Raw genomic sequence first — 26,902 nt, 5'->3', positions numbered from 1 at the left:
GGATGTCTGACGAGACGGTCGGGAGGCGAGGAGACGCAGTGGCACCGACACCTGCGCGGGCATGCCGCGTGATCGCGGCGGCCGGGGAGGGCGGGATCTCTGCGCCGTCCACCGGGGCGCCGCCGGGCGAGTGCCGCCGGTGAGCCGTTCTGACCCGGTCGCAGCAACCCCGACGGGAAAGGGAACGGGCTTCCGGGTCGGGCTCCACTGTGCGCTGAAGGAGCGCCGGCACACCGCTCCCGTGGACGGGCGTCTGTTGGACGCCCTCGCCGCCGCCGTGGAGAACGGAGCCGCGTTCATCGACACCTCGGATGCCTACGGCAAGGGGCGTTCCGAGCGGATCATCGGTGAGTTCCTGCGAGCCTGCCCGGGGGCTCCGGTGCGGCTGAGCAGCAAGACGGGGAGTCTGCGGGGTTCGGCCGCACATCCGTACGCGGGACGCCGGTTGTCGTTGCAGCTTCAGCAGACCCTGGAGAACCTCGGTGTGGAGGAACTGGACCTCTACACGCTGGAGTCACTGGACTTCGGCCCCGAGGACCGTTACTTGGGTCCGCTGGTGGAACAGGTCCACGCGCTGCGCGACCTCGGCTATATCAGGGCGATCGGCGTGCGGGTGCCCGAGCTGAGTGCCGCAACGGCCGCGCGGCGGACGACTCAGATACGAAGGTTGCGGTACGTGTTCGAGGCCATCAGACCGGATGTGCTGTGGACGCGGTTCGACGGTTCGACGTCGGCGACCACGATGGTGCCGGAGACGGGGGATCTCTTCTCCTTCGCGGCCCGGGAGGGCGTCGGCGTGGTGGTGGCCGCGTCCCTTCCGCGCCCGTCCCGGGACGGTTCAGCGTCGGCACCCGGTGAGCGGTTGCCTCAACGGACCTGTGGGGATGCGGGTGCGCTGGGGCTGCTGGCTCTGCGCCACGCCCTGCACCGGGCGAACTGCGTCGTCGTCGCAGACTGGCGCAGCCCCTTCACCGAGGTGCGCCGACTTCTCTCCACGCCCCTGACGGCCGCCGGGCAGGGCACCGCCGAAGCGATGGTGCGCGCCAGCGTTCCCCTGCCGGCGGAATTCCTGGCGGGCGCTTGGTCATGAATCGGCTGGAGAGGTCCATCTGGTTGTCGTGTCCCCTCCCTGGAGCATGTGCACGCGGCGGGCGAGTTCGTCCCGGGCGAAGGCGCGGTCGGCAGCGGTGCGGATGTAGGGGCTGAGGCCGGTGAGCTCTCGTGACGAGATCACGGTGTCCAGGCCCTCCCATTCCCGGATGTCCCAGCCGTAGGCTGCGGCCAGCGCGTCGGTGTCGGCGTCGGAGGGGCGGTGGAAGCGGCGCCGGGTGTAGTGGACTTGGGCGAGGTCCCACTCGCGGGGGCCGATGGCGGTGTGGTCCCAGTCGCCGAGCACGATCCGGCCGTCGGTGGTGTGCATCAGGTTGTTGGGGTGGGCGTCGCCGTGCATGAGAGCCCAGGGGCGGGTGAATGGCAGGTGTGGCCACAGCGCGCGCAGCTCGTCGATCCGGGCGACCAGCCAGGTCCGTGCCGGGCTGGACAGCGCGCCGGGGCATTGGGCGATCGCGGAGGCGACGTCGTCGAAGGGGTCCTCGAACCGGTGCAGCGGGAACGGGAGCTCCGGCTGGTCGTGGAGCTGCTTGAGGACGCGGGCCAGCCCGGCGGCATCGGGCCCGGGGGCGGTGGCCGTATCGATCCGCTGCCACAGGGAGACCACACATCCGCGGACCACGAGAGGCTGATCGACTCCGTCCGCAGGGACGACGCAGGGGAAGCCCCGGCCGGCGAGCCAGCGGGTGACCCGGACGGAGGCGGCGACCCGCTCCAGGGCATCGGGCGCGGTCGCGATCCGGATCACCCAGCCGGAGGCGGGCAGGGCGATCACGGCGTTGGCGTGCTGGTGCAGCACCTCCGCCTCCCGGACATCGACGGCCAGGCGGTCGCCGACCTCGGCGACGATGGTCTCGGTGCGGGCATCGGCCAATCGATGAGTAGACACGGCACGAGTGTCACCGACGGGAGCGACGAACTGAAGCGCTGGCCGAAACCAGCCCCGCCCGATCACACGGCAAAGGGGGGGCGAACCGAGGCGTCAGGATTCCAAGAAGTCCGGTGACGGATTGGGGAGCGCGCTGCGGGCGACCTCGAAGAAGTCGCGGACAGCGGGCATCTGGCGGTAGGGCTGCGCGGCATTGAGGACGTCCTGCAGCCGGCGCTGGACCCGCTGGGAGGAGAACGCGGGCAGCAGGCCAACGAGCTCCGTCCCCACGACGGCACCCTGCTCCACCTCCCCGGCCTGCATGTGTCCTACGGCCTGGACGGCCAGGGAGAACGCCCGCAGCCGGGCGTAGCTGTTCCGGCCGGAGCCGCGCAGACGCATCGCCTCCTCCTCGGCCTCGACTGCTTCCCGCCCCAGGCCGAGGTTGCGGAAGCAGTTCCCCTCCTCGTCCCTCAGGTAGGCGAGATCGTAGATGTCGGACCAGGCGGGCTCGCCCGCTCCGTCGGCCCGCTCCAGATATCCGCGCACCTGCCACAACAGCCAGTGGGTGCTGTCCCGGTCCCCGGTGAGCGACATCGCCAGCGCCGCCTTTCCTGTGACGAAGGCGCGAGCCTTCCACGGAGATCTGCCGGTCATCCCCACGGCGCCCTCCGTGTAGCTCAGCGCCTTCTCCGCGTCCAGGGCCCAGACGCTCGTGAGCCCGCGCATCGCCAGTACCCACCCCATCAGCGTCGGATCGTCGGCCTCCTGCGCCGCTGAGAGTGCCAGTGCCAGGAACCGGCCGGCCAGCTCGTGATGACCGACGTCGAAGTGCATCCAGGCGACCCGGACGGCGAACTCGGTCGCGGTCTGGAACATCTCGCCCCGGACCGGATCGCTCATATGCGTGTGCAGCCGCGGCTGCACCACGCGCCGCAGGTAGTCGGTGGCGTACGCGCGCGCATGACCGCCGCCGAACTGATGATCGGACGCGGTCAGCGCCGTCAGCATCGACCGGATCACCTGCACATCGCCGTCCGCGACCGCCAGCCGCGAGCCCTCGGCTGGCCACGGAAACCCGGGCGCGGCGCTGCCGGCCACCGCCATCGAGTCCGGCGCCAGGAACCCGGGCAGAGGAACCAGACCCGGCGCCGCCTCCGGTAAGCCCCCGGGCGATGACACGGGTACGGCCGGTACGACCACCTCACTCCCACCGATGTCGGTGACGGAGGCGAACAGCTCCTGGGCGGGCCTCCCCAGGAGGTGCTCCAGAATGGCCCGTGCCTCGTGCTGGGGCAGGCGCCTGACATCTCCGCGCATCCACCGCTCGAACGTCCGCTGGAGAATGAACGCGTACTTGAGGCTCTTGAGGCCCGGTTGTGCGCTGAGTTCCTGAGCGGCCTGCTGGTACTGAGCATTGAAGACCTCGTGCTGCGTCCAGCGCTTCTCCTCGACGAGCTGCCTGAACAGGGTCTTCCGCATGACCGTCTCTCCTCGTCCGCGCACTCGGCGGCCCGCGGGCCTTCCCTGCCGATCGCCGCTGCCGGATACCGGCGTCCGCCCAGTGAGGGCGGCGCGTCCGGCGGCACGATGAAGATCGCTGCGTAAGGCGACCGACACAGTACGTTTGGTGATCACAGGATGCTCCGCGCGCGCCCAACTGGCAAGACAGCAGGCAATATTGCCTCCCTGGTTGGTTGCTCGGATGCGTGACAACCCGCCACACTGCTGCCATGCCGCAGACGTCCAGCGCCCAGCCCTCCGTCGTGAGGGCCCAACTCGGCGCGCTCCTTACCCGCCTGCGGGAAGACGCTGAACTGAAGCAACATCAGGCCGCAAGCCAAGCGGGCATCGACCCCGGCACCCTTAGCAAGATCGAATCAGGACTGCGAGGACTGGCCGCACCGACCGCCCAGCGCATCCTCGACTGCTATGGCGTCACAGACGAGACCGTCCGCACCGAAGTCCTCGACCTGATGCGCCTCGACGCCGGCCAGCGTCGGCGCCCCGCCTGGTGGAAGCGCCACCACGAAGTCCTCAGCCCCACCGGTCTCGACGGCTACCTCGCACTCGAAGCCACCGCGACCATGATCAGCAATTACGAACCGCGCCTCATCCCCGGACTCCTCCAGACCAAGGAGTACGCCCGGACGGTCATCGCCGCCACCCGGCCCGATCTCACCGACACCCAGACCACCCGGCTTACAGAAGTCCGTCTGGCCCGCCAGCGCAAACTCCTCGCCAGCCGGGTTGCGGAGAATGATTTCCACCTCCGGGCCCTCATCGACGAAGCCGTCCTAGACCTCCCCTTCGCCGACGAGGCCACGACCCGAAGACAGATCGAGCACCTGATCGACTCCTGCGACCACCCCCGGGTATCCCTCCGGATCAACCCCCGCTCCGCCGCATTCCACCCCGGCCTCACCGGGGCCTTCGTCGTCATGACCCTCCCGCCCCCGGCCCACGACGTCGTCTGCGTCGAGATCATGCGCCGCTCCCTCTACATCGAGAACGAAGAGGACATCGCCCAGTACCGAGGGGCCTTCGCCACTCTCTGGGAACAGGCCACCCCCACCCCCAGCACCCGCACCTACCTGATCAACAAGCTCAAGGAGCTCACCGCGTGACCACCAGCACCACCACCCCCGGCCCACCGGACCGGACCCATCTCATCTGGCGCGCCTCCTCCTACAGCGCCGGCGCGGGCAATTGCGTCGAAGTGGCCACCGGCCAACCCGAACGCATACCTGTACGCGACAGCAAGCGCCCCTCCGGGCCGCACCTCCTCGTCGGCCGAGCCGCTTTCACCGACTTCCTCAGGTTCGTCGAGTCGCACTCCCCCCAGCAGCATTCCTGACAGCTCGATCCGCCTCGCCTTTGCCACACTGCGAGGGGCCACCTGCGGAAGGTGGCCCCTCTCCGAACACCAAGCCAAGCACTCGACCGACAGCAGACCGCACAGCACGGGATACTGCAGAAAGACTTCGTCACCGCGACCGCGACGGCAAAGATCCACTGTGTCTGGAGTGGAGGCGGCGGCCGGCCCACGACGCCGTCGCTGATGAGGGTCACGGTGTCACTTGCGGGGTTCTGGACCTGTTAGGGATCTTTGTGCTGGTGAGACCGCAGGGCAGGTTGCGACGGAGCCTGACTATCGAGCGCATGTTTGACAGTTGGGCGGGAGTGGCGAGGATGGGCCGGGGGTATCGCTTCGAATGAATCGCTCGGTTTGCTCGCACAGGAGGTCGGAGTGCTCGAACTCACCTTCGCCTGGCTAGAGATAACCGGCAAGTGTCAGCTGCTCTGTGAGCACTGCTACGCGGATTCCGGTCCCCGGGGCTCCCACGGGCCGATGGAGTCGGACGACTGGCGGCGCGTGATCGAACAGCTCGCTGCCAGGGGAGTCACGATGGTTCAGTTCATTGGCGGTGAGCCGATGCTCCATCCCGACTTATCGGCACTGATCGGGTTTGCCCTGGACCGGGGCCTGCGGGTGGAGGTGTTCTCCAACCTGGTGCACGTCCCGGCCAGTCTCTGGCCTGTGCTGGCGAGACAGGGGGTATCGCTGGCGACAAGCTACTACTCGGACGATCCGGCTGAGCACGCGGCCGTCACCGGACGGCCGAGCCACGCCCGTACCCGGGCGAACGTCGCGGAGGCTGTTCGCCGCGGAGTACCTCTCCGCACCGGGGTGATCGATGTTCGGGAGGGCCAGCGGGTCTTCGCCGCCCAGCGGGAGCTGGAGATGCTCGGGGTCCAGCAGATCGGTACCGACCGGCTGCGGCAGGTCGGCCGGGGAGTACGGGAGAGCGCTCCGGACACCTCCCAGCTCTGTGGCCACTGCACCTCGGGGGTGATCGCCATCTCTCCGGACGGTTCGGTGTGGCCCTGCGTCTTCTCCCGGTGGCTGCCTGTCGGAAACGTCCTGGACGCGGCACTGGCCGATATCCTGGCCAGCCCCGAGGCCCAACGGGTGCGGGACGAGCTGACGGCTGACTTCGCTGCCCGCGAGGTCGCCATGGAGGGAGACAAGCCGAAGCCCCCTCCGCTGTGCGACCCGAAGTGCGGGCCGGCCTGCGGACCGGCCTGTAACCCCTCATGCTGGCCGACGGGCGCGGGTCCCTGCACGCCGAATGGGGGCTGCCAGCCGAATTACGACTAGGAGCAGCGTGTTCGTCGACCGGGTCCATGTACCGGAGGGGCTGGCCCCTGAGCGCACCGGGCGAGGCGAGTGGCCTTTCACTGTGCCCGCCGTCGCCCAGCTCCTTGACGAGGATCTAGCCTTCGTCCGGCCTGTGACGTTCCTGGTCGGGGACAACGGCTCGGGGAAGTCCACCCTCGTCGAGGCCATCGCGGAGAGCTTCAAACTGGATGCCTACGGTGGTCGCCTGGCCCGGGTCCACGGCCGTCCCGACCCGACCAAGACTCCGCTGGGTGAAGTCCTGCGCGCGGACACCACCCGGGCGGGGGCCCGGATGCTCGCCGGCCCCCGGAAGAACAAGAAGGGCTTCTTCCTGCGGGCCGAGACCGCGTTCGACATGACCGAGAACCTCGGGGGAGTGCCGGGCTACTGGGACGAGGACACCAGCGCCATGAGCCACGGCGAAGGCTTTCTCACCATGTTCCGGGCCATGTTCGCCGTGCCCGGCTTCTACGTCATGGACGAACCGGAGGCCGCCCTGTCCTTCACCTCCTGCCTCCAGCTCGTCGGCCTCATGCACCAGCTCGGTGAGAGCGGGGCCCAGGTCGTCTGCGCCACCCACTCACCCATCCTGGCCAGCACACCCGGCGCGGACATCATCGAGATCGGCGACGACGGCTTCCACCGAACCAAGTGGGAGGACCTGGAGCTGGTCGACCACTGGCGCCGTTACTTGAGCAACCCGACCGCCTACTTGCGCCACATCGTCCCGTGACCGCCGCCCCGGGCCCCGATGAGACCGCCGAGGCCGACCGCCGCTTCCGTATCTGGATGCGCCGGAACCTGGACCGTGCCGCCGGCCATTTCAGCCTCACCGTGACCGGCGAACCCGTTTTCGGCTGGCGCTACCGCTCGATCAGTGCTCCTGCCGACAGCATGGAGGGACCGCGATGGCTCCGGGTCGTCTCCGAGCAATCGGAGTGGGCGCACGGGAACGGCTGGACGGGGAACGTCGATGCCAATGAACTGGCGGGCCTGCCCAAGCCCCGCGTGCTCGACGTTCACGAGTGGGACGAGGCGGGATGGCGGCGACAGCGCGCCGAAGTCATGACCTTCATGCCCGGGACAGCTTGGTCGACCACTGACACGCCACCGCCAGGACTCGCTCCACCCACTATCTGGTGGGAAGATCTTCAGCAGACCCTGCGGAATCTGGCAAGCACACCAACTGAGCGGATCAGCACCGACCAGGCCAAGGTCGACCGCCGGGTGCGTGCTGCGTTCGGCGACGACACCGATGTCCGAATCCAGCGGTGGGAGACGGTCCACGGCGATCTCCACTGGGGCAACCTCATGAATCCCCTGACCATCCTGGACTGGGAACTCTGGGGCCGGGGGCCCGTCGGTACCGACCCGGCCACCCTCTACTGCTACAGCCTCACCGAACCCGGCCTCGCCCAAACGGTCCAGGACCGCTTCCCCGTCCTCCGCACCCTCGACGGATACCGCGCCCAGCTCTACGTTGCCGCCCGATTGCTTCACCGGATTACCCTCGGCGACCACCCTCACCTCGCCGAACCGCTCAAGAACCACGCGCAGTGGCTTTTGCGAAGCGCCCGCGGTTAGTCACCGCCCCATGCCGGGTGACGATGTGGTGGAGCCGTTATGGGAGCGGAAGTCCCACCTCGGCATTCGCCAACCGCACGACCGGCAGCTCCATCAGGCGCTGGAGGCTGCGGTTGACCGCGTGCTGGTCCACGACGCTGCTCGCCCTCCGGCTTCCGCACTCCCTCCGGGGGACGCTTCCCTCGCCTTCGTGGAACAGTCCCCGTACACGCCGGTCGTGGGCGCACTGACCGCTCTGGTCCAGAAGGCCGGCTGGGCAACCGAGGAGTCGAGCCGCTTCATCACCCACGACCCGCTGGAGGCGGCCCGGACGGACCTCGACCGCTCCCGGGCAGCCGGGCTCCTCGTCGCCGACGTCTCCGGGCTGGAGACCCCTCCCGGTACCGCGCTGCTGATCGGCGCGGCGGCTGCCCGAGGGGCCCGCATCGTCGCCTACTACCCCCGTACGGTCCTGCCCCACGCCTCGGGCCGAGAGCCCAACTGGCGCAACCTCATGATCCAGTACGCCGCCGAGGCCCGCTTCGCCAACCCGGAATCCCTCGTGGCCTGGCTGCGCCAATGAGCGGAGACCTCGCCTTGACCGGCCGCCGCACCCTCGTCGTCGAAGGCTGCGACGGAGTCGGCAAGACCACCTTGGCCACCCGCCTGGCCCAGGACCACGGCTTCACCGTCATCCACTAAGAGGCTGCCGGTGGCCGCCGGCATGGTGGACGGACAGGAAGTGGGGGCGGGTGGCGCCTTCCCGGGGCGCCACCCACCCCGTCGCTAGGCGCTTCGCGGCACGGCCAGGACGTAGACGATGAGCGGCGGCGCCAGTGCGCTGATCAGGGCTGCCGTCATCTCGGAGAGCAGTTCAGCGAGCTGCTGCGGCGTGATGGCTCCCGTCAGGACCAACATGCACAGCACCGGCAGGAGCAGGAAAACGAGCCTGTGGAGCTGTGTGAAGGAGAACGGAATCCCGTCATGCGCGGCGGAATGGGTCATCATGGAGGTGTGTCACCTCCCCTCTGCGTGAGCGGCGGATTGGCACCGTCGGCCCCGTGTTGCTGTGGTAGGTGCGCGGGGCCGGCGGAGTATCAGGGGTCACTGCACGGGATCTGCGCCGCCCGCGGCCTCCTCCACAGCGTCGGCAAGTTCCCGCAGCACGGCCTTCCGCTCCTGGGGAGCGAGATGCCGGTACAGGGACCAGGCGCGCTCCACAGGCGATGGCGAGCGCTCGTCCCGCGCCATCCACGCCAGGAGGACAGTCCGTTCCTGGGGGGACAGTTCGCGGATGGACCGGGAGACATCTTCCGGGGCGACGGAGGAGACGCCCCGGGTCAGCGCGGCGTGGCACCGGGAACACAGGGCGACGAGGTTCTCCGGGCCGCTCGTGCCGCCCTGGGAAAGCGGCTGGATGTGGGCAACCTCCAGCACGGCAGGACCGTCAGGTCCGTCGAAGTAGCCTTCGCCGGCCGCGATGCCGCAGTGTGAGCAGCGGAAATCGTCTCGCTTCATCACCTCACCGCGAAGCACGGTGGAGACAGCGAGCCGGGCCCGCCTGTGCGCCGGGTCCCACACGGGTTCGCCCACGCCTTCCAGGCGGTACAGGGCACCGCCGGCAGCAGTGCGGTCGAGGGCGATCTTCCAGCCCTGGCTGCGCAGGTCCCGCAGGCGCCGCAGAATGTCCGTGCTGTCCGGAAATGCCTTGTGGAGGTCGTCCGGGGTGAAGGAGTTCCCTTCCCCGGCCTCCGTAACGAGCCATGCGGCCAGGCGGACCCTGGCGCCGCCCGAGTCGGCATCCCGCCAGTCGGGGGGTGCGGAAGTCGAGGTCATGCGGCTCTCCTCTCTCTCAGGCGGCTGCTGCTCGATCCCGAGCATCGACCCGAACGGTACCCTGCGCGGCAGGTAGGTGGCAACCTAGGCGGCAGGGTGCGGCAAGGGTTAGGTTGCCGCAGTGTTGCCGTCGTGGAATCTGTCCGGTGAGCGCTTGTCTCTAAAGGTCACCAGGTGTGACGAACCCGTATCTCACAGCGGTGGGGTCTCCCCTTCCGGGCCGCCAGGGCGAAGGGTGCGCCGGGGAAGGAGGATGGGCCGTGCTTCGGTACTGCGCGGATCGGTAGCGTCCGAATCGCAGGTCAAGACTTTGGGCGACAAGGTACAGAGCCTCGATCGTCGATGGCGGCCGAGCGGCGGGTGAGCTGGCTATCACGGTCGTCGTCGGCATCATCGACCGCCTCACGGTGAATGGCTTCACCATCGCGCTGCCCGGTCAAGACTCGGCTGTGGACTCGGGGGACGAACTCCTGGCCCAGGCCGGAGTCGTGCTCGCCGCAACCGTCCTCTCCGGCGGGGTACAGCTCATCGACACTGCTCGCGCCGCCCCGGAAGAGGCCGCTGCCGACGCCCGGGCGCGCCTGCATTACGCTGTCGGCGCGGTGCTACAGAGCCTCTCGATGGTGACGGCGAGGACTGGGTGGATGTGGAGGACAACGACCTGTTGAGCCCCTGCACCGCCGCCGTGCTGCGCTTGGCGGGCGAGGAACTCGCCGACTTGGCCTGGCAGGAGGTCGTCGCCCTGGGTGACGAGCCGTTGTCCCGCAGCGTGGGCGGAGTTTTCGGTTCTCTGTCCCCATCACGCTTCACCGCGGCCGGCAGTGGCGCTGGCGGCGAAAGGGACAGCCCGCGTCCCCGCACCCGCTACCGCCCGCACCGCCCGGACCCCACGCGTACGCGTTGAGGCGGGTCACTCCCGCAGGCTCGTTGAACCTTCCGGACTGGGTGAAACTCTGCTCTCCCGCGTCCGGTGCCGGCACGGGCAGCGTGACCCCGGCGAGCGTCAGCGCGCCGGGGACCGCCACCGAACGCCATCCGGCCCTCCACCGGAAACGATCACCCGGGCCGGACACGGCCACAGCCGCCGGATGCCCGCCCGGCCTGTGATTCATCGGCATGATGAAGTCCCCTCTCCCTCAGGGCGAAATCGCGGAACACGACCGTGTGCGGCGTGCTCGGCATCGCCTCTGCCCGTGGGATGCCCCGCCCCCGTACACAGCTCACGCCGGAGAACTTCACCCGAAGGAGCTCCCGAAGCCGTCCCGGAACCGAGCAGCGGCACCGGTTGTCAGGAAGGCGGCCGGGCCCGTGCTGTCGCGGGAGGACAGGCTCACGCGGGTATCCGTTCCCCGCGCTGCCGGGCGCCGCCGGTGCCGCGGCTCGTCAGCCGCACCCCACCACCCGCCGGACGGTGCCCGCGGGCCGCCGCGTGCAACAACCCATACGGTGCAGGGCGCCCGCCATGACGAGCCCGCCGGCCTTGACCGTGTCCGGAGCGCAAGGGTGTCGTTGGCCCTGCGTGACGCCGAACGTATATGAGGACCATCATCCCGCCGCGCGGGTGGGCGCCTACTGGCTCAGCCCGCCGCCCGCACTGCGCGGACGGCCTGGTGAACACGCCCGCGCACCCGACCGGACCCGACTCGCTGTGCCCTGCGACTGCCCGGTCACCGCGCCCGGCTGCTCCTGTCCGGCCCTCCAGCGTCCCCGTCCGCGGCCACCCGGCCGTCATCCCCACGAGGGCTGAACACTTTCGGACAGCGCTCCCGGGCGAGGGAAGGCACAGACTTCGACCGTGCCGCGCGGAGCGCCGGTTCAGCGCAGGGAGCCCGGTCAGGGGCCACGGCCCTGCCCCTGCGGACTGGCGGGAGCAGCGTGGGGCCGGCCTGCCAGGACGCGCGACGAGAGCCGCCCGGGGGAGGGGCGGGGCCGCGGTTCCCGCTGCGAGGACGGCCGACGGCCGCCGCCGGGTATTGCGGTTCGCGGGTCGGCCGGGGGAGGGGCGCAGCCGCCGTCGGCGGGGGTCACGTCGCCGCAGTGGGGACCACCTCCCCGCCCGGCCCCCGGGCGCCTCTCCGCAGCCCGGAACGCCCGGGCGCACGCCGCCGTCCACTTACCGCCGACCGGGTATGCCGCGGCCGACGCGGCATACGAGCAGGTCGTCGTGATGCCGTCGGCGGCCTTCCCGGAACCAGGACCCTCTGGGTGGGGCGGGCGCCGGCGGCTCATGAGGTTGGGGCTCGGCCCCGGCAGGGGCCGAGCCCCTTTGTCGTGACAGGGTGCCCCGGCCGTCGAGCCGTGCGCGGCGGAAGCTGTGTGTCAGACGCTGCGGGTGATTTCGTGGGCCTCCAGGCCCCTGTCGCCCTGGACGACGGTGAGTCCCCCGCTCGCCCTCCGTCAGTTCGCGGAATCCGCTGCCGGTGATCGCGGAGTAGTGGGCGAACAGGTCCGGCCCATCGTCCTGGGCGATGAAGCCGAATCCCTTGTCCGGGCTGAACCATTTCACCACGCCACTGGTCATGAGGTGTCCTTGTACCGTCGTTGAGGGCGGCCCGAGCCCGGGCGCGTTCCCCCAGCTGATCCTCTGCCCCGGCCGGAGCTGGCCACCTCACTTCTACTCCGCCCCGGCCCGCCGGGCGTGCACTCCCGCTCCGTTCGGGTCCGATGACACCCGAACGCCCCGCCGCCGGAGCCGCACGTCACCGCGAGCGCCGGGTCCAGGGGACAGAGTCCCAGGCCGGCCTGGGGTACGGGGAGGGCCCGGCCGGCAGCCGAAGATTCCGCGGCGGCCACCACATGTGCGGGTCCCGCATCCACGGGCCAGGTCCTGTGTGCGGATGCGGGACCGTACGACGGGGGCGCCATCCGGCCGGGCTCCGTCCCCGGCCCAGCCCGGCTGCTGCCCCCTCACCCTGCCCAACGACTACCCGCCCTCCCCGGACACGGCCGCTGGGCATGTCCCCCGGCCGCACCGGACGGCCCGCCGGTACTCCCGCGAAGAAGACCCGCGCGGGCGGGGTCCGGCCGGCCTTTCGGAGCATGCTCCGGACCGGCAGCGCATGGTCCGGCCCGGCTCACGTCATACTGCCGACCGGGGCCGGGGCCCGGTCGGCCACGCAGAGACCGGGCCCCGACCCGTCGGCGCCCTGTTGCGCAGGGCTGTGCCTGCGACAGGCCGAGCCGGTGCCCGCCGCGCCGCACCCGGGGACCGGGCGCCCATGACCGGTGGAATGAGCGCAACGGTCATCTCCTCGCGGGGCCGTGCGCCGGCGCGGGTCCGCCCCGGTCACTCTCCTGCCGCGGCACCCAGGCGCAGCCGCCCCGTCCGGACGCATCCGTACGTCGCACGGGGTGGTGCAGCAGTTCGTGCGGTTGACGGTTCATGCAGCTCTCCAGCGCCGGTAGGCCCCTGGGGGGAGGTGTCAGGGGTGGGTGGGCCCGTTGGTGCCGTTGGTGAGGGCGACGACGCCGACGATGGTGGAGTTGTTGGCGAGTCCGCCGTTTCCTCCGAGGCGTCCGGCGCCGCCGTTTCCTCCGGTGGAGGTGCTGCCGAGGCCGACGACGGTGAGGGGGCCGTTGTTGCCGTGGCCGCCGTGCCGCCTTCCGATCCGGTCTGGGTGGTGTCCGCGCCGTTGCCGCCCCGCAGGGTGACCCGTCCGGTGACGTCGATGCTGTCGTTGTTGGCGTTGCCGCCGTTGCCGCCGTTGCCGCCGTTGCCGCCTTCGCCGTTGGACCGCCCGGTGCCGCCGGTCACGCTGATCTCGTTGGTGAGGCCCGACAGCAGACGGGTCCTGATGCGGGCATCGTTGCCCTTGCCGCCCGCGCCGCCGTCGCCGTTGAGCCCTCCCGTCCCGCCCCGCCCGCCGATGGCGCGGACGGTGTTGTTCTCGCCGCCGCCGTCGATGGTCCGGTTGTTGCCCTCCCCGCCGGGCCCTCCTTTCTCGAACTGCTGGACGTCGCCGTCGTAGCGGTGTCCGCCGGTGACGGTGACGGAGTCGTCACCGTCGGCCGGCGTTGATGGTGCCGTCGTTGCCGATGCCTCCTTCGCCGCCGCTGCCCCATCCACTGCCGCCGCCGGAGCCGCCCGCCCCTGCCTCTCCTCTGCCTCCGCCGGCACCTCCTCCCCCTCCTGCGCGGCCACCGCCCGGCCCGCCCGCTCCCCACAGCGACACCGTCACCTCCCGGACCCCCTCCGGGGCCAGGAACACATAGGAGCCGGGAGCCTCGAACACCTGCGAGCCCGCCTGTTGCGCGCTGCCGGCAGCGGCCTGCGCGCCGGACCGTCAGCGGTTTGCCTTCCCCCACGACGGGGCAGGCGTCCGGCACCTGACTACCGCGTCCGCCCAACAGCCCACGGCGACGACCATGGAGTGCCCATGACCGTACCGCCTCCCCTGCGGCACCGCACCGCCCTCGTCACCGACCCCGCCACCGGCACCGAGACAGCCCTCGTCGAACTCGAAGGCGAGGCCGACTTAGCCGCAGAACCCCAGCTCCACCAACTGATCGGCCTGTGCCTCACCCTCCACCCCCACAAGATCATCATCGACCTTACGCGCCTCGCACTCCTGGACAGCGCAGGACTGCGCGCCCTGAAGACCGCAGCCGCCCAGGCCGGCGCCAGCGGGGTCGGGGTCGTTCTCGCGGGCTACCCGCCGCCACTGGTCCAGCGCCTCCTCGACCTCACCGGCACACCCCTCGGCCCCCTCCACCCCCCGCCCCTGCTCCCGCCCTCGCCCGTCCGGCCCGCAACCGGTCCCGCGGCCCGGCGCCTTCCCGCCGCTGTCCACCGCGCGATGACCGCCTTCGCGTCCGCGACCATCCTCGCGTCCCTCCTCACCGGCGGGTAGACAGGGAAGAACACTCCCGAAGGTCACGCGCCCCGGGACCTGGGACACGACGAGGCCCTAACTCAGGCCAGGGCCCTGCTCGCGGAACCCACCGCGACCAACACCACGGCTTCTGGAAGACCCGGCCGACGACGCCACCATGTCCTGCCCACCGTGCCGGCCCAGCGCGGGGAGGCGCGCCTCCGGCGCCCATGATGATCTCGTCGATCTCCGGCTGGAAGCCCGGTCCCCAGGCCCAGTACGGCTCCGCCAAGGCGGCGCAGATCCATATGGTCGCCTCGCTGGCGCGGGAGCTGGGGCCGGACGGCATCCGGGTGAACGCGGTGTCGCCCGGCTCGATGCTCATCCCGGGCAAACGCTGGGATCGAATGCTGCGGGAGGACCCCCCGGCCTACGAGGGGTTCCTGGACGAGTTCCCCGCTCGTTCCCTCGTCGCCCCGGAGGAGGTCGCGGAGGTGGTCGCCTTCCTGCTGTCCGAGCGTTCTCGCGGTATCTCGGGGGCGAACATCCCGGTTGACCGGGCACAGAACGCCCCTACTCCCGAGGGCTATTGAGGCTTCAGGCACTTACCTCGAGCACCGGCTTCGCCCTGCGCTCGAACTCGCGCACCGAGGGCTCCTGCCGGTGCGGGACGAGCCGCAGCCGGAAGTCCCGCAGGGCCTGCACGGAGCGCTCCGAGTGCACCCCTTCGAGCCCGTCCAGGGCACGGGTGGCGGTTCCGGGCGCCTTGTCCAGGCGGCCCTGCTGGAGGCGGGCTGTGGCGAGTACGGATCTGCTGATCGCCTGCCGTCGGCGGCGTTCCGCGTTGGCGTCCACGGATGCCTCGGCGAGCCGTTCCGCCGGCGCCGCCTCTCCGAGGTCCCGGTGGCAGAGCGCGGCCTCGGCCTCCAGATAGTGGGCGTCGAGAAAACGAACCCATACGGATTCCTGGGACGCGCCACTGCTTTGGTCGAGGGCGTTGGTCGCCGCGTGCAGGGCCGTGGTGGCGGCCTTGCCGTCACCCAAGGACGCATGCCCCGGTGATTGAGTGCCGGGCATCCGGTCGCTTCACAGGGCACGGCTCTCCGGGTGAGGTTGTCCGCCGGCGGTCTGGTGTCCCAACTCGAACAGGGGAGTTGGATTTGGATCGATTCCCACTGTTGGTACAGGTCGTGATCCTCCACCTGTGCCCTTACACAGCTCGGGCTGAGTGGCGAGTCCGTCCCGGTGCGTTCTCGGAGGGTTCATTGACCGGGTGGAATCCGCTGACGGCAGACAGGAATACGGCCCGAAAGAGTGGAAGTAGCGGCGTTGCTATGTCAACGTACAACACCCCCGGCAGAGCCACTGATCACTAGCCCGAGCCAAACCCTTCCTGCCGACGGCACCAGCAGGCGGGCGACCTCCGTCCCTTCTGCTGACCCTGATGGAACGGATCTATAGCCGACGATCCCCGGTTCGCGAAATCGGGGATCGTTCGGATCCTTGATCTTGTTCGCAGGGCTGCTTGGCGGTGGACCCGCAGCGGACACCCATGTGTGCTGCCTGCTGTCGTGACGGCCAGCAGTCAGCCCTCCAACTTGCAGAAGGAGTCCGTCTCAAGCCTGCATTGGAAACCTGCCGATTGCTCCACCATCTTGACCGGGACCATGAATGACCACGCTTAGCGCGACCGCGAACAATCGTCTCGTCTCTCGGGGACTTCGGACTCCCGTCGGCACATCCGGCTTGGAAGTCGGCAGGGAGTTCCGCCTGTGAGAGCCACATCGCCAACGGGTCGGGACGAGCTGCTGACGGTGCCGGAAGTCCTTGCCGAACTGCGGGGAGTCTCGCGCCGCACTTTCTACCGCTGGCGCGAACTGGGCACCGCTCCCACGGCCCTGAAACTCCCCAATGGGGAACTACGCATACGACGCAGCGCGCTGAATCAGTGGCTGTACGAAAGGGAGATTGACGCAGCTTGAGAACGACCGACGTCCACATCTGGAAGACCAGAGAGAAGCAGCAGCGGGGCAAAACCAGTTACGAGATCCGGTGGACTGTCGCGGGGCGAGAATTTTCTCGCTCGCGGCGTACCTCGGGGCTTGCGACCAAGCTGCTGGCGAAGCTGACCATGGCTCAGGACGCAGGGGAGCAGTTCGACACGGAGACCGGTCTCCCTCCTTCCATGGAGAAGAAGGAGCCGGTCCTCACGTGGTATGCCTTCGCACTTCGGTATCTACGCATGAAGTGGCCCCATGCCTCGCCGAACTACCGCGACGAGATCAATGAGGCGCTCACCGCGGTCACGAAGTCCCTCCTGCCGAGCACCCCCGGGCGGCCCAAGGAGGAGGCCCTCCAGAGGGCTCTGCGGGACTGGGCCTTCGTGCTGCCTGGACCCGAGGAACGCGAGGTTCCCGAGATGCACAAGGCCGTGCTCGTCTGGGTTGCCGAGAATTCCCCTCCGCTCGATTCCCTCACCAACAGCGAGGTAATGCGCAAGCTGCTCGACTCCCTCAAGCTGAAAATCGACGGGAAGGCGGCTGCGGGAGAAACGGTCCGGCGCAAGCGCAAAATTCTCGTGAACGCTTGCAACTACGCAACGGAACTGGGCAATTTCACCGATAATCCGGTCAATGCCGTTGCCTGGCAGAAGCCTGCCAAGGTCATACCGGTCGATCCGCGCGTCGTCGCCAATCCTAAGCAGGCGGCGAACCTGATCGATGCGGTCTCGTACGTCGGCGGCTACGACCGGGCCCGGGGGCGTCGGCTGGTGGGCATGTTCGCTGGGATGTACTACGCCGGTATGCGCCCGGCGGAGGCTGTCGGGGTGGCGATCCAAGACTGCCACCTGCCGGACGAGGGGTGGGGGATGGCCAATCTCCACCGCACCCGCCCGACCGTAGGCAAGAAGTGGACGAGGACGGGGGAGGTTCATGACGATTGCGGCCTGAAGAACCGCGAGCCCGAGGAGGTCCGCCCCACACCCCTGCCGCCTCTGCTCGTGGCCATCTGGCGGCAGAGCATTGAGACCTTCGGCACCGCCGATGACGGCCGGCTCTTCTTCAACGAGCGGGGAGGACTGGTCGGCTCTTCCACATACTCCCGGGTTTGGTCGGAGGCACGTGAGTTCGGCCTGGCGCCGGAGCTGGTCAGCAGTCCGCTGGCGGACGCTCCGTACGATCTCCGCCACTCGGTGCTGTCCACCTGGCTGAACGCGGGTGTGGATCCGACGGAAGTCGCCGAGCGGGCGGGCAACACCGTCGAGGTCCTGCTTGCCCGGTACGCCAAATGCCTGCACGGACGGCACGCGGTGGCCAACCAAAGAATCGAGAAACTGCTCGGCGAATACGAGTGACATAGATCACATGGAGCGCCCCAAGGGTAAACCCTTGGGGCGTTCGCTATGTAATGAATGGCACCGCAGAGGTTGATATGTCCGATCCCGCGTATATCCCGCGAGACCTGTCATACGGCTGCTTTCGCTGGCCTACAGCTGCACACAGCTGCGGAACCGACGATCCCTCATGTTGTCTGGTCAGAAGCCTTTTTCGACCTCTGACCTGCGGTGCCCCCGGCAGGATTCGAACCTGCGCACACGGCTCCGGAGGCCGTTTGGGTTTTCCCGTGCGATGGGACGGGCCGTGCCGGAATCCGCCAGTGGCTTTGGGGTCGCGAAGGGGTCTGGCGTCGTATTCGACCAGCGTAGCTGCAATCCTGGCCGAACTCTGCTCCTCGAGTATCGCCTTCATGTTGGCGAAGCGCCGGGCGTGCGATTCCCTTTGAGGGCAGTTCGCCGGCGGCAGACTAGTCCGGGCCTGATTTGACTGGATATTCTCGCCGGAGACATGTCAACCTTGATCATGTCGGCGTGATGGTCCTGTTGAAGGGTCGTGGGGAGGCAGGTCGCCTCCTCCGTTCGGCTGCCTGCCAAGGCTTTTGGCGTACCCGAACTCTTCTCTCGCGTGAAGCGCCAGCTTCGTGACTCGTCCATGAAAGGCAAGTTGGGCTTCGTTGCCCACTCCTACCATGCAGTCCCCGGTTCGCGAAACCGGGGATTTTCCGGAGCCTTGTAGATGTCCTTCGGCGGTGAAGCCGGAAGGGCACCTTGTTCCGCTGCAAGCGCACCCCTAGTTCGAGGAGTCTCCCCTGTGACTGCCGTTGTTGATGAAACGTTCCTGCTGTCGGACCGCCAGCGAGACGACCTGCTGGATCAGGTCGGCCAATGTCCGCAGAATGGCCGTGCACTGCGTGCTTTCCTGTCGTCCATAGCCCTGGCGGCACTGAGGCCGCAGGAGGCATTGGCCCTGCGGGTGCGTGACGTGGATCTGCCTGATCAGGGCCCGGGCGAGCTGGTGATTCTTCCTCGCCGTCTCAAGGATGGGGACGAGGCGGTGGAGGGGGCGGGTGTTGTGCGGGTCGTTCAGGCGAGCCCGGAACTCGTGGAGATTCTGAAGGCGGAGGTCGTCCGGCGCGACCTTGGTCCCGAGGACCTGATGTTCACCCGCGATGACGGTCGGCCGTTGACCGGAGCCGTCTACCGCAGGGCATGGCGCCAGGCTCGGGAATCCGTCCTGGAGCCAAGCGAGTTCAGCTCGCAACTGGGCAGGAGCGTCTCCGACCTCCGGGACACCTGCATCGCAACCTGGCTGAGCGGTCACCGCACCGCTTGGGAGATCATCACGGTGGCTGATCGGACCGGCGTCAGCGCGTCTTCACTCGCCCGGCGCTTCCCGCACTGCTTCCAGCCGCCCGCCTCGGCCGAAGCCTCCAACGCTCTCATCGAAGCCGCCTTCGCCATAGCGGACCCGTATTGCGAACCGGCGCGCGCCGCACGGTAGCCGCAACGCGGTCCGATCGGCGGCCGGGTCGCAGATCCCAGCCCGTTGTCAACAAATGCCGCGGGCGGGGGACCTCGCCGTTCACCGCCCGCGGCCACTCGCTTCACTCACACAGGACTTTCCATGCCCGCATATCCACTTCCCGCGCCCTCCGTCGCTGTCGGTGCGGCATTCCTGAATGTCAAAGACGCGGCCGAGTACCTCGGCCTCTCGCCTCACACCCTCTACGTCTGGCGGCACCGGAGGCAGGGGCCACCGAGCTTCCGTATGGGCCCACGAGGCCGCGTCATGTACCGCCGGGAAACCCTGGACGCCTGGATCCATGAACAAGAACAGGCCGACTCCCGCTGCAATACGGAACTGAGCCCCCTCAACGCCCGGCGTCACTACCGATCCGGCAGCTCAGCGGTCGCCTGACCTGATCGGTCGCCCCCTTTCCGTTCGAAGGAGAGATTTGCCCGGCTACATCGAAGATCGCTGGTTGAAGAAGCGCCCCAGCCGGGAAACCGGCAGGCGTGAGCGCACCGCCATGTACGGAAAGTGCACCCGCTACCGGGTGAAGGGGATCCCGGGCGTCAAAGACCGTTCGTTCGACGCGCTGAACGATGCCAAGACCTGGCTCGCGACAGCCCAGACCGACGTGCGGCGCCAGGAATTCGTCGACCCGCGAGACGGCGACCTGCCACTCAAGGACTACATCAGAGTGCACTGGTGGCCCTCCCAGAGCGGGGACCCGTCCACGCTCCAGAGCATTGAGCAGCGGGTGCGACGCCACATTGTCCCGCACATCGGAGTGCTCCCCCTGAACGCGGTGGGGACTGACGTTCTCCGGAACTGGAAGAAGCGGCTGGAGCAGGACCTCGGCCCCACCTCCATCCGCCTCGTCTGGGCCACGCTGTCCAGCGTGCTCCAGGCCGCTGTCGAGGACCGCAGGCTCGCACGCAACCCGTGCCGCGCGAAGACCGTCCGGCCGCCCGCCGCTGCTCCGGGCAGGCTGGAGGCATGGCCGCAGGAACGCGTGCTGGCAGTCCGCGCAGCCCTGCCGGACCGCTACCGGGTCCTCGTCGAGATCGGGGCCGGTCTCGGCCTGCGCCAGGGCGAGGCGTTCGGGCTCAGCCTGGACGACTTCGACTTCGACGAGGGGGTCGTCCACATCCGGCGTCAGGTCAAGATGGTCCGGGCGAGCCTGTGCTTCGCGCTCCCCAAAGGCCGCAAGGTCCGCGACGTGGCACTGTCCTCCAGCGTGGCGGAAGCGGCACGAAAGTACGCAGACGTGTTCCCACCCGTGCCGGTCACCATGGCCTGGGACGACCCCCGCCCACCGGAGACACCGGTGGAGGTCAAGCACCGCAGACCCAGGACGTACAACCTGCTCGTGACCGGCCGCGAGCGCAAGGCGATCAACCGGAACTACTTCAACTCCTACATCTGGAAGCCCGCACTGACCAAGGCTGGCGTGATCGGCGGCCTGGAGCAGCGCGCGGACGGACAGCGCGTCTGGGAACCCTCCCGCGAACACGGCTTCCACGCGCTGCGCCACTTCTACGCCTCGGAGCAGTTGGAAGCCGGCGAGTCGGTTGTCTCAGTCGCCCAGTGGCTGGGGCACTCCGACCCCGGGTTCACCCTGAGGAAGTACGCGCACTTCCTGCCCCGCGCGGGCGCCCGCGGCACCGCTGCCATCGACGCCCTGTTCGGCTAGCCGGGAAGGCAGCCCGGGAACGCTCGCGGGCCCAAAGTCCCAGAGAAGTCCCACAGACGCCGCCGCACCCCCATCAGACCTGTGTTTTGGCAGGTCAGACGAGGTGCGGCGGCACTCGTATGTCAAATGTCGCGGAAGATCTCGATCTGCGCCCCCACCGAGTTGAGCCGCTCCGCCAGCTCCTCGTACCCCCGGTTGATGACATACACATTGCGCAGTACGGAGGTGCCCTCGGCCGCCATCATCGCCAGCAGCACCACCACCGCCGGGCGCAGGGCCGGCGGGCACATCATCTCCGCCGCGCGCCAGCGGGTGGGGCCCTCGACGAGGACGCGGTGGGGGTCGAGGAGCTGGAGGCGGCCGCCCAGGCGGTTCAGGTCGGTGAGGTAGATCGCCCGGTTGTCGTAGACCCAGTCGTGGATCAGGGTCTGGCCCTGGGCCACGGCGGCGATGGCCGCGAAGAAGGGGACGTTGTCGATGTTCAGCCCGGGGAAGGGCATGGGGTGGATCTTGTCGATGGGCGCCTCCAGCTTGGAGGGGCGCACCGTCAGGTCGACCAGCCGGGTGCGGCCGTTGTCCGCCGTGTACTCGGTGGAGCGGTCGTGGTCGAGACCCATCTCCTCCAGGACGGCCAGCTCGATCTCCAGGAACTCGATCGGCACCCGGCGGATCGTCAGCTCCGACTCGGTCACCACGGCGGCGGCCAGCAGGCTCATCGCCTCGACCGGGTCCTCGGAGGGGGAGTAGTCGACGTCCACGTCGATCGTGGGCACACCGTGCACGGTCAGGGTGGTGGTGCCGACGCCCTCCACCCGTACGCCCAGGGCCTCCAGGAAGAAGCAGAGGTCCTGGACCATGTAGTTGGAGGAGGCGTTGCGGATCACGGTGACGCCGTCGTGGCGGGCCGCCGCCAGCAGCGCGTTCTCGGTCACGGTGTCGCCGCGCTCGGTCAGTACGATCGGCCGGTCCGGCACCGTCGCCCGCTCGACCTCGGCGTGGTAGAGCCCCTCGGTGGCGGTGATGTCCAGGCCGAAGCGGCGCAGCGCGATCATATGGGGCTCGATGGTGCGGGTGCCCAGGTCGCAGCCGCCGGCGTAGGGCAGCTTGAAGGTGTCGAGGCGGTGCAGCAGCGGCCCGAGGAACATGATGATCGAGCGGGTGCGGCGGGCGGCCTCCGCGTCGATGGCGTCCATGTCCAGCTCGGCGGGGGGCACGATCTCCAGGTCGACGCCCTCGTTGATCCAGCGGGTGCGCACCCCGATGGAGTTGAGGACCTCCAGCAGCCGGAAGACCTCCTCGATCCGCGCGACCCGGCGCAGCACGGTGCGCCCCTTGTTCAGCAGCGAGCCGCAGAGCAGCGCGACACAGGCGTTCTTGCTCGTCTTGACGTCGATCGCCCCGGAGAGCCGGCGTCCGCCGACCACCCGCAGATGCATGGGGCCGGCGTATCCCAGGGACACGATCTCGCTGTCGAGCGCCTCGCCGATGCGTGCGATCATCTCAAGGCTGATGTTCTGGTTGCCGCGTTCAATGCGGTTGACCGCGCTTTGGCTGGTGCCGAGAGCTTCCGCGAGCTGCGTCTGGGTCCAGCCGCGATGCTGACGCGCGTCACGGATGAGCTTGCCGATGCGTACGAGGTAGTCGTCTGCCATGCGGATCACGTTATCTCAGATATGAGATGAAGCGCTCGCTGGGGGTGGCGTCCGGGTGACATCCCGCGCTCCTCGCGCCCCGGGGCCCGCTCTCTGACGATCCGTCGGAGGTGGTGGGCCGTCAAGTCGACCGGGGCCGTATGGGCCTCGGCCCCCCCGGGCCGCCGGTGCGGGCCGTATGCTCGGCGCCCATGGAGAACGATCCGCGCGGCGCCGGCGCATGGCCCCAGGGGCGCAATCCGCACCGGCGGAAGGTCGGGGTGCTGGGCTGGGCGCTGCTGCTCATGGTGCTGCTCGTGCTGTTTCTGCTGGGGCCGCGCTGAGCGACCGCCCCCGCCGGACACGAGCCGCGCCGGGCCGCATCCCCGCCGGACACGAGCCGCGCCGGGCCGCATCCGCCGGGCACGCGCCGCGCCGGGCCGCATCCCCGCCGGGCACGCGCCGCGCCGAGCCGCGCCCCCCGCCGGGCACGCGCCGCGCCGAGCCGCGCCCCCCCCGCCGGACATACGCCGCGCTGAGCGACCGCCCCCGGGGCCGGGGCGGCGCGCGCGGACTCTTAGGGTGCGGGGATGACCTCGCGGAACTATCTCTCCCAGTTGTTCTCGCTCGACGGGCGTGTCGCCGTGGTGACCGGCGGCAGCTCCGGGATCGGGCGGGCCATCGCCGGTGCCCTGGCCCGGGCCGGCGCCGGTGTGGTGATCGTGGCCCGCCGGGAGGCGGAGCTCGCGGCGGCGGCGGGGGAGCTGGTGGCGGACGGCTGCCGGGCCGCCTGGGTGAGCGCCGATCTGGGGAGCCGCGCCGGGGTGCGCGCCGGGGCCGACGCGGCGGCCGGGGTCTTCGGGGAGCCCGACATCCTCGTCAACTGCGCCGGGGTCAATCTGCGCCCGCCCCTGGGGGAGCTGGGCGAGGATGTGTGGGACACCACCATGGCGGTGAACCTGGAGGCACCCCATCTGCTGGGGCAGCGCTTCGGACCCGGCATGGCCGAGCGGGGTTTCGGCCGGATCATCCACATCACCTCGCAGCAGGCGCACCGGGCGTTCGTCCGCAGCGGTGCCTATGGAGTCTCCAAGGGGGCGCTGGAGTCGCTGGCCCGTTCACAGGCCGAGGCCTGGTCGCCGTACGGCGTCACCTGCAACACCCTGGTGCCGGGCTTTGTGATGACCCCGCTCAACACCCGGCTCTCCTCCGACCCGGAGAGGGTCGCGGCGCTCGCCGCCCGCACCATGGTGGGGCGCAACGGCCTGGCCGAGGACTTCGCGGGCGCGGCCGTCTTTCTGGCGGGCGGGGCCTCCGCCTATGTGACCGGACAGTCCCTCTGTGTCGATGGCGGGTTCTCGGTTCACTGAGCCCTTGCTCGACCGTATGTCCGATTCCGGCCGAGAAACGCAGGGATTGTCCGTACGGGAACATCGGGCGCCCGGGCATGACCGGGACGCACCGATGTACTAGAGTTATCTCGACATCGAGATATCTGCCGAAGACGTGCCGCAGCCGCCACTCGGTAAGGGTTACCTAACTAAGCCCTACCTTAGCGGATGAGCGTGGAGCCGTGGCGGCAGCATGGACGTAGTACGTGCACATTGATGAAGGAGACTGTCGTGTCGGCGAACAGCTTCGACGCCCGCAGCACGCTGCGCGTGGGTGACGAGTCGTACGAGATCTTCAAGCTGGACAAGGTCGAGGGCTCCGCACGCCTCCCGTACAGCCTGAAGGTGCTGCTGGAGAACCTGCTCCGCACCGAGGACGGCGCGAACATCACCGCCGACCACATCCGGGCCCTCGGCGGCTGGGACTCGCAGGCGCAGCCCAGCCAGGAGATCCAGTTCACACCGGCCCGTGTGATCATGCAGGACTTCACCGGTGTCCCGTGCGTCGTGGACCTCGCCACCATGCGTGAGGCCGTGAAGGAGCTGGGCGGCGACCCGGCGAAGATCAACCCGCTCGCCCCGGCCGAGCTGGTCATCGACCACTCCGTCATCGCCGACAAGTTCGGCACCAACGCCGCGTTCGCGCAGAACGTCGAGCTGGAGTACGGCCGCAACCGCGAGCGCTACCAGTTCCTGCGCTGGGGCCAGACCGCCTTCGACGAGTTCAAGGTCGTCCCGCCCGGCACCGGCATCGTCCACCAGGTGAACATCGAGCACCTGGCCCGTACGGTCATGGTCCGGGGCGGTCAGGCGTACCCCGACACCCTCGTCGGCACCGACTCGCACACCACCATGGTCAACGGCCTCGGTGTGCTCGGCTGGGGCGTCGGCGGCATCGAGGCCGAGGCCGCGATGCTCGGCCAGCCGGTCTCCATGCTCATCCCGCGCGTCGTCGGCTTCAAGCTGACCGGTGAGCTGACCCCTGGCACCACCGCCACCGACCTGGTGCTCACCATCACCGAGATGCTGCGCAAGCACGGCGTCGTCGGCAAGTTCGTGGAGTTCTACGGCGAGGGCGTCGCCGCCACCTCGCTCGCCAACCGCGCCACCATCGGCAACATGTCGCCGGAGTTCGGCTCCACCGCCGCGATCTTCCCGATCGACGGCGAGACCCTGAAGTACCTGCGGCTCACCGGCCGCGACGAGCAGCAGGTCGCGCTGGTCGAGGCGTACGCCAAGGAGCAGGGCCTCTGGCTCGACCCGGCCGCCGAGCCCGACTTCTCCGAGAAGCTGGAGCTGGACCTCTCCACGGTCGTCCCCTCCATCGCCGGACCGAAGCGCCCGCAGGACCGGATCGTCCTCGCGAACGCCGCCGAGCAGTTCGCCGTCGACGTGCGGAACTACGTGGACGACGACGAGGAGGCGGGCAAGGAGTCCTTCCCGGCCTCCGACGCCCCGGCCTCGGCCAACGGTGTGCCGACGCGTCCGACCACCGTCACCGCCCCCGACGGCTCCACCTACGAGATCGACCACGGCGCCGTCACCGTCGCCGCGATCACCTCCTGCACCAACACCTCGAACCCGTACGTCATGGTCGCCGCCGCGCTGGTGGCCAAGAAGGCGGTCGAGAAGGGCCTGACCCGCAAGCCGTGGGTCAAGACCACCCTGGCCCCCGGCTCCAAGGTCGTCACCGACTACTTCGACAAGGCGGGGCTCACCCCCTACCTGGACAAGGTCGGCTTCAACCTCGTCGGCTACGGCTGCACCACCTGCATCGGCAACTCCGGCCCGCTGCCGGAGGAGGTCTCCAAGGCGGTCAACGACAACGACCTCGCCGTGACCTCGGTCCTCTCCGGCAACCGCAACTTCGAGGGCCGGATCAACCCCGACGTCAAGATGAACTACCTGGCCTCCCCGCCGCTGGTCGTCGCCTACGCCCTCGCGGGCTCCATGAAGGTGGACATCACCCGCGACGCCCTCGGCATCGACCAGGAGGGCAAGCCCGTCTTCCTCCAGGACATCTGGCCCACCGAGGCCGAGGTGAACGACGTCGTCGCCAACTCCATCGGCGAGGACATGTTCAACAAGTCCTACCAGGACGTCTTCGCGGGTGACGCCCAGTGGCAGGCGCTGTCGATCCCCACCGGCAACACCTTCGAGTGGGACACCGAGTCCACCTACGTCCGCAAGCCCCCCTACTTCGAGGGCATGCAGATGGAGACCACCCCGGTCACCGACTTCTCCGGCGCCCGGGTGCTGGCCAAGCTGGGCGACTCGGTCACCACCGACCACATCTCCCCGGCCGGCGCGATCAAGGCCGACACCCCGGCCGGCAAGTACCTCACGGAGCACGGCGTCGAGCGCCGCGACTTCAACTCCTACGGCTCGCGCCGCGGCAACCACGAGGTCATGATCCGCGGCACCTTCGCCAACATCCGGCTGCGGAACCAGATCGCGCCGGGCACCGAGGGCGGCTTCACCCGCGACTTCACCCAGCCCGACGCGCCGGTGTCGTTCATCTACGACGCCTCGCGCAACTACATCGAGCAGGGCGTCCCGCTGGTGATCCTCGCGGGCAAGGAGTACGGCTCCGGCTCGTCCCGCGACTGGGCCGCCAAGGGCACCGCGCTGCTGGGCGTGAAGGCCGTCGTCGCCGAGTCCTACGAGCGCATCCACCGCTCGAACCTCATCGGCATGGGCGTCCTCCCGCTCCAGTTCCCGGAGGGCGCCTCCGCCGAGGCGCTCGGCCTGACCGGTGAGGAGACCTTCGCGATCTCCGGTGTCACCGAGCTGAACGAGGGCACCACCCCGCGCACGGTCAAGGTCACCACCGACACCGGGGTGGAGTTCGACGCGATCGTCCGCATCGACACCCCCGGCGAGGCCGACTACTACCGCAACGGTGGCATCATGCAGTACGTCCTGCGGAACCTGATCCGCGGCTGACACCCGCTGAAGGACACCGGTGAGGG

25 protein-coding genes, 1 tRNA gene and 1 pseudogene are annotated in these 26,902 nt (G+C 69.3%); 18 read left to right on the top strand and 9 right to left on the bottom strand.

What is annotated here, in order from left to right; translation table 11 throughout:
* The first annotated feature begins 241 nt into the window (after positions 1-241).
* On the top strand, positions 242-1,090 hold the full coding sequence (locus tag ACWCRA_RS00825) for an aldo/keto reductase (RefSeq protein ID WP_451066458.1): 849 nt from the start codon (positions 242-244) through the stop codon (positions 1,088-1,090).
* Here ACWCRA_RS00825 and ACWCRA_RS00820 read toward each other — a convergent pair.
* A complete protein-coding gene (locus ACWCRA_RS00820; protein ID WP_451066457.1) occupies positions 1,085-1,999 on the bottom strand; it encodes a phosphotransferase family protein in 915 nt (304 codons plus the stop codon). The genes ACWCRA_RS00825 and ACWCRA_RS00820 overlap by 6 nt on opposite strands.
* A 93-nt stretch (positions 2,000-2,092) precedes the next feature.
* On the bottom strand, positions 2,093-3,460 hold the full coding sequence (locus tag ACWCRA_RS00815) for a hypothetical protein (protein ID WP_451066456.1): 1,368 nt from the start codon (positions 3,458-3,460) through the stop codon (positions 2,093-2,095).
* A gap of 251 nt (positions 3,461-3,711) precedes the next feature.
* Between ACWCRA_RS00815 and ACWCRA_RS00810 the strand changes: the two genes are divergently transcribed.
* The 7 genes from ACWCRA_RS00810 (at position 3,712) to ACWCRA_RS00780 (ending at position 8,426) form a co-directional block, all read left to right on the top strand.
* Positions 3,712-4,605, top strand: a complete 894-nt coding sequence (locus tag ACWCRA_RS00810) for a helix-turn-helix domain-containing protein (RefSeq protein WP_451066455.1) — start codon at positions 3,712-3,714, stop codon at positions 4,603-4,605.
* A complete protein-coding gene (locus ACWCRA_RS00805; RefSeq protein ID WP_451066454.1) occupies positions 4,602-4,835 on the top strand; it encodes a DUF397 domain-containing protein in 234 nt (77 codons plus the stop codon). The genes ACWCRA_RS00810 and ACWCRA_RS00805 overlap by 4 nt, the downstream gene beginning before the upstream one ends.
* A gap of 372 nt (positions 4,836-5,207) precedes the next feature.
* Positions 5,208-6,140 carry a radical SAM protein gene (locus tag ACWCRA_RS00800; RefSeq protein WP_451066453.1) on the top strand — a complete coding sequence of 311 codons (933 nt, stop codon included), beginning with the start codon at positions 5,208-5,210 and terminating at the stop codon, positions 6,138-6,140.
* Positions 6,141-6,147: 7 nt separating this feature from the next.
* A complete protein-coding gene (locus ACWCRA_RS00795; RefSeq protein ID WP_451066452.1) occupies positions 6,148-6,894 on the top strand; it encodes an AAA family ATPase in 747 nt (248 codons plus the stop codon).
* The gene (locus ACWCRA_RS00790) at positions 6,891-7,745 is read left to right on the top strand and encodes a phosphotransferase (RefSeq protein ID WP_451066451.1); all 855 of its coding nucleotides are present in this window, start codon (positions 6,891-6,893) and stop codon (positions 7,743-7,745) included. The genes ACWCRA_RS00795 and ACWCRA_RS00790 overlap by 4 nt, the downstream gene beginning before the upstream one ends.
* Before the next feature lie 190 nt (positions 7,746-7,935).
* A complete protein-coding gene (locus tag ACWCRA_RS00785; RefSeq protein ID WP_451066450.1) occupies positions 7,936-8,307 on the top strand; it encodes a hypothetical protein in 372 nt (123 codons plus the stop codon).
* Positions 8,304-8,426: a hypothetical protein gene (locus ACWCRA_RS00780; RefSeq protein WP_451066449.1), complete on the top strand. Its 123-nt coding sequence runs from the start codon at positions 8,304-8,306 to the stop codon at positions 8,424-8,426. The genes ACWCRA_RS00785 and ACWCRA_RS00780 overlap by 4 nt, the downstream gene beginning before the upstream one ends.
* 84 nt (positions 8,427-8,510) lie before the next feature.
* Here the strand turns inward: ACWCRA_RS00780 and ACWCRA_RS00775 are convergent, their stop codons facing one another.
* The 4 genes and pseudogenes from ACWCRA_RS00775 to ACWCRA_RS00760 all read right to left on the bottom strand — a co-directional run bounded on the left by ACWCRA_RS00775 (position 8,511) and on the right by ACWCRA_RS00760 (position 13,701).
* Positions 8,511-8,732 (bottom strand): hypothetical protein, encoded by a 222-nt coding sequence (locus tag ACWCRA_RS00775; RefSeq protein ID WP_451066448.1) that lies wholly within the window; start codon positions 8,730-8,732, stop codon positions 8,511-8,513.
* 96 nt (positions 8,733-8,828) lie between these two features.
* A complete protein-coding gene (locus ACWCRA_RS00770; protein ID WP_451066447.1) occupies positions 8,829-9,560 on the bottom strand; it encodes an HNH endonuclease in 732 nt (243 codons plus the stop codon).
* Between the two features lie 2,319 nt (positions 9,561-11,879).
* A pseudogene (locus ACWCRA_RS00765) lies at positions 11,880-12,081 on the bottom strand (cold-shock protein).
* 765 nt (positions 12,082-12,846) lie between these two features.
* The gene (locus ACWCRA_RS00760; protein WP_451066446.1) at positions 12,847-13,701 is read right to left on the bottom strand and encodes a hypothetical protein; all 855 of its coding nucleotides are present in this window, start codon (positions 13,699-13,701) and stop codon (positions 12,847-12,849) included.
* 235 nt (positions 13,702-13,936) lie between these two features.
* Between ACWCRA_RS00760 and ACWCRA_RS00755 the strand changes: the two genes are divergently transcribed.
* A complete protein-coding gene (locus ACWCRA_RS00755; RefSeq protein ID WP_451066445.1) occupies positions 13,937-14,410 on the top strand; it encodes an STAS domain-containing protein in 474 nt (157 codons plus the stop codon).
* Between the two features lie 191 nt (positions 14,411-14,601).
* Positions 14,602-14,964: an SDR family NAD(P)-dependent oxidoreductase gene (locus ACWCRA_RS00750; protein WP_451066444.1), complete on the top strand. Its 363-nt coding sequence runs from the start codon at positions 14,602-14,604 to the stop codon at positions 14,962-14,964.
* A gap of 4 nt (positions 14,965-14,968) precedes the next feature.
* Here ACWCRA_RS00750 and ACWCRA_RS00745 read toward each other — a convergent pair whose 3' ends face one another.
* Positions 14,969-15,415, bottom strand: a complete 447-nt coding sequence (locus ACWCRA_RS00745; RefSeq protein ID WP_451066443.1) for a hypothetical protein — start codon at positions 15,413-15,415, stop codon at positions 14,969-14,971.
* A gap of 728 nt (positions 15,416-16,143) precedes the next feature.
* Between ACWCRA_RS00745 and ACWCRA_RS00740 the strand changes: the two genes are divergently transcribed.
* Together ACWCRA_RS00740 and ACWCRA_RS00735 are read left to right on the top strand one after the other, a co-directional pair.
* Positions 16,144-16,353: a helix-turn-helix transcriptional regulator gene (locus tag ACWCRA_RS00740; protein WP_451066442.1), complete on the top strand. Its 210-nt coding sequence runs from the start codon at positions 16,144-16,146 to the stop codon at positions 16,351-16,353.
* Positions 16,350-17,726: a tyrosine-type recombinase/integrase gene (locus ACWCRA_RS00735; protein WP_451066441.1), complete on the top strand. Its 1,377-nt coding sequence runs from the start codon at positions 16,350-16,352 to the stop codon at positions 17,724-17,726. Before ACWCRA_RS00740 ends, ACWCRA_RS00735 begins: the two co-directional genes overlap by 4 nt.
* A 211-nt stretch (positions 17,727-17,937) precedes the next feature.
* Here ACWCRA_RS00735 and ACWCRA_RS00730 read toward each other — a convergent pair.
* Positions 17,938-18,011, bottom strand: a tRNA-Ser gene (locus ACWCRA_RS00730).
* A gap of 508 nt (positions 18,012-18,519) precedes the next feature.
* Here ACWCRA_RS00730 and ACWCRA_RS00725 point away from each other — a divergent pair.
* The 3 genes from ACWCRA_RS00725 to ACWCRA_RS00715 all read left to right on the top strand — a co-directional run bounded on the left by ACWCRA_RS00725 (position 18,520) and on the right by ACWCRA_RS00715 (position 20,908).
* On the top strand, positions 18,520-19,209 hold the full coding sequence (locus ACWCRA_RS00725; protein ID WP_451066440.1) for a hypothetical protein: 690 nt from the start codon (positions 18,520-18,522) through the stop codon (positions 19,207-19,209).
* Positions 19,210-19,332: 123 nt separating this feature from the next.
* On the top strand, positions 19,333-19,626 hold the full coding sequence (locus ACWCRA_RS00720; RefSeq protein ID WP_451066439.1) for a helix-turn-helix transcriptional regulator: 294 nt from the start codon (positions 19,333-19,335) through the stop codon (positions 19,624-19,626).
* Positions 19,627-19,690: 64 nt separating this feature from the next.
* Entirely contained in the window at positions 19,691-20,908 is a 1,218-nt protein-coding gene (locus ACWCRA_RS00715) for a tyrosine-type recombinase/integrase (protein WP_451066438.1), read from the top strand.
* Positions 20,909-21,030: 122 nt separating this feature from the next.
* On the opposite strand, the gene ACWCRA_RS00710 is transcribed toward ACWCRA_RS00715, so the two are convergent.
* The gene (locus ACWCRA_RS00710; RefSeq protein WP_351556522.1) at positions 21,031-22,560 is read right to left on the bottom strand and encodes a helix-turn-helix domain-containing protein; all 1,530 of its coding nucleotides are present in this window, start codon (positions 22,558-22,560) and stop codon (positions 21,031-21,033) included.
* A gap of 191 nt (positions 22,561-22,751) precedes the next feature.
* On the opposite strand from ACWCRA_RS00710, the gene ACWCRA_RS00705 reads away from it, so the two are divergent.
* From ACWCRA_RS00705 to acnA, 3 genes are all read left to right on the top strand, one after another.
* The gene (locus tag ACWCRA_RS00705) at positions 22,752-22,883 is read left to right on the top strand and encodes a hypothetical protein (protein WP_351556525.1); all 132 of its coding nucleotides are present in this window, start codon (positions 22,752-22,754) and stop codon (positions 22,881-22,883) included.
* A gap of 246 nt (positions 22,884-23,129) precedes the next feature.
* Positions 23,130-23,909 (top strand): SDR family NAD(P)-dependent oxidoreductase, encoded by a 780-nt coding sequence (locus ACWCRA_RS00700; RefSeq protein ID WP_451066437.1) that lies wholly within the window; start codon positions 23,130-23,132, stop codon positions 23,907-23,909.
* Between the two features lie 252 nt (positions 23,910-24,161).
* On the top strand, positions 24,162-26,876 hold the full coding sequence (gene acnA, locus ACWCRA_RS00695; protein WP_351556531.1) for an aconitate hydratase AcnA: 2,715 nt from the start codon (positions 24,162-24,164) through the stop codon (positions 26,874-26,876).
* Positions 26,877-26,902 lie beyond the last annotated feature (26 nt).

It is taken from the genome of Streptomyces sp. NPDC001889 (genome assembly GCF_053594535.1).
This window is presented reverse-complemented; position numbering and strand designations above follow the sequence as displayed.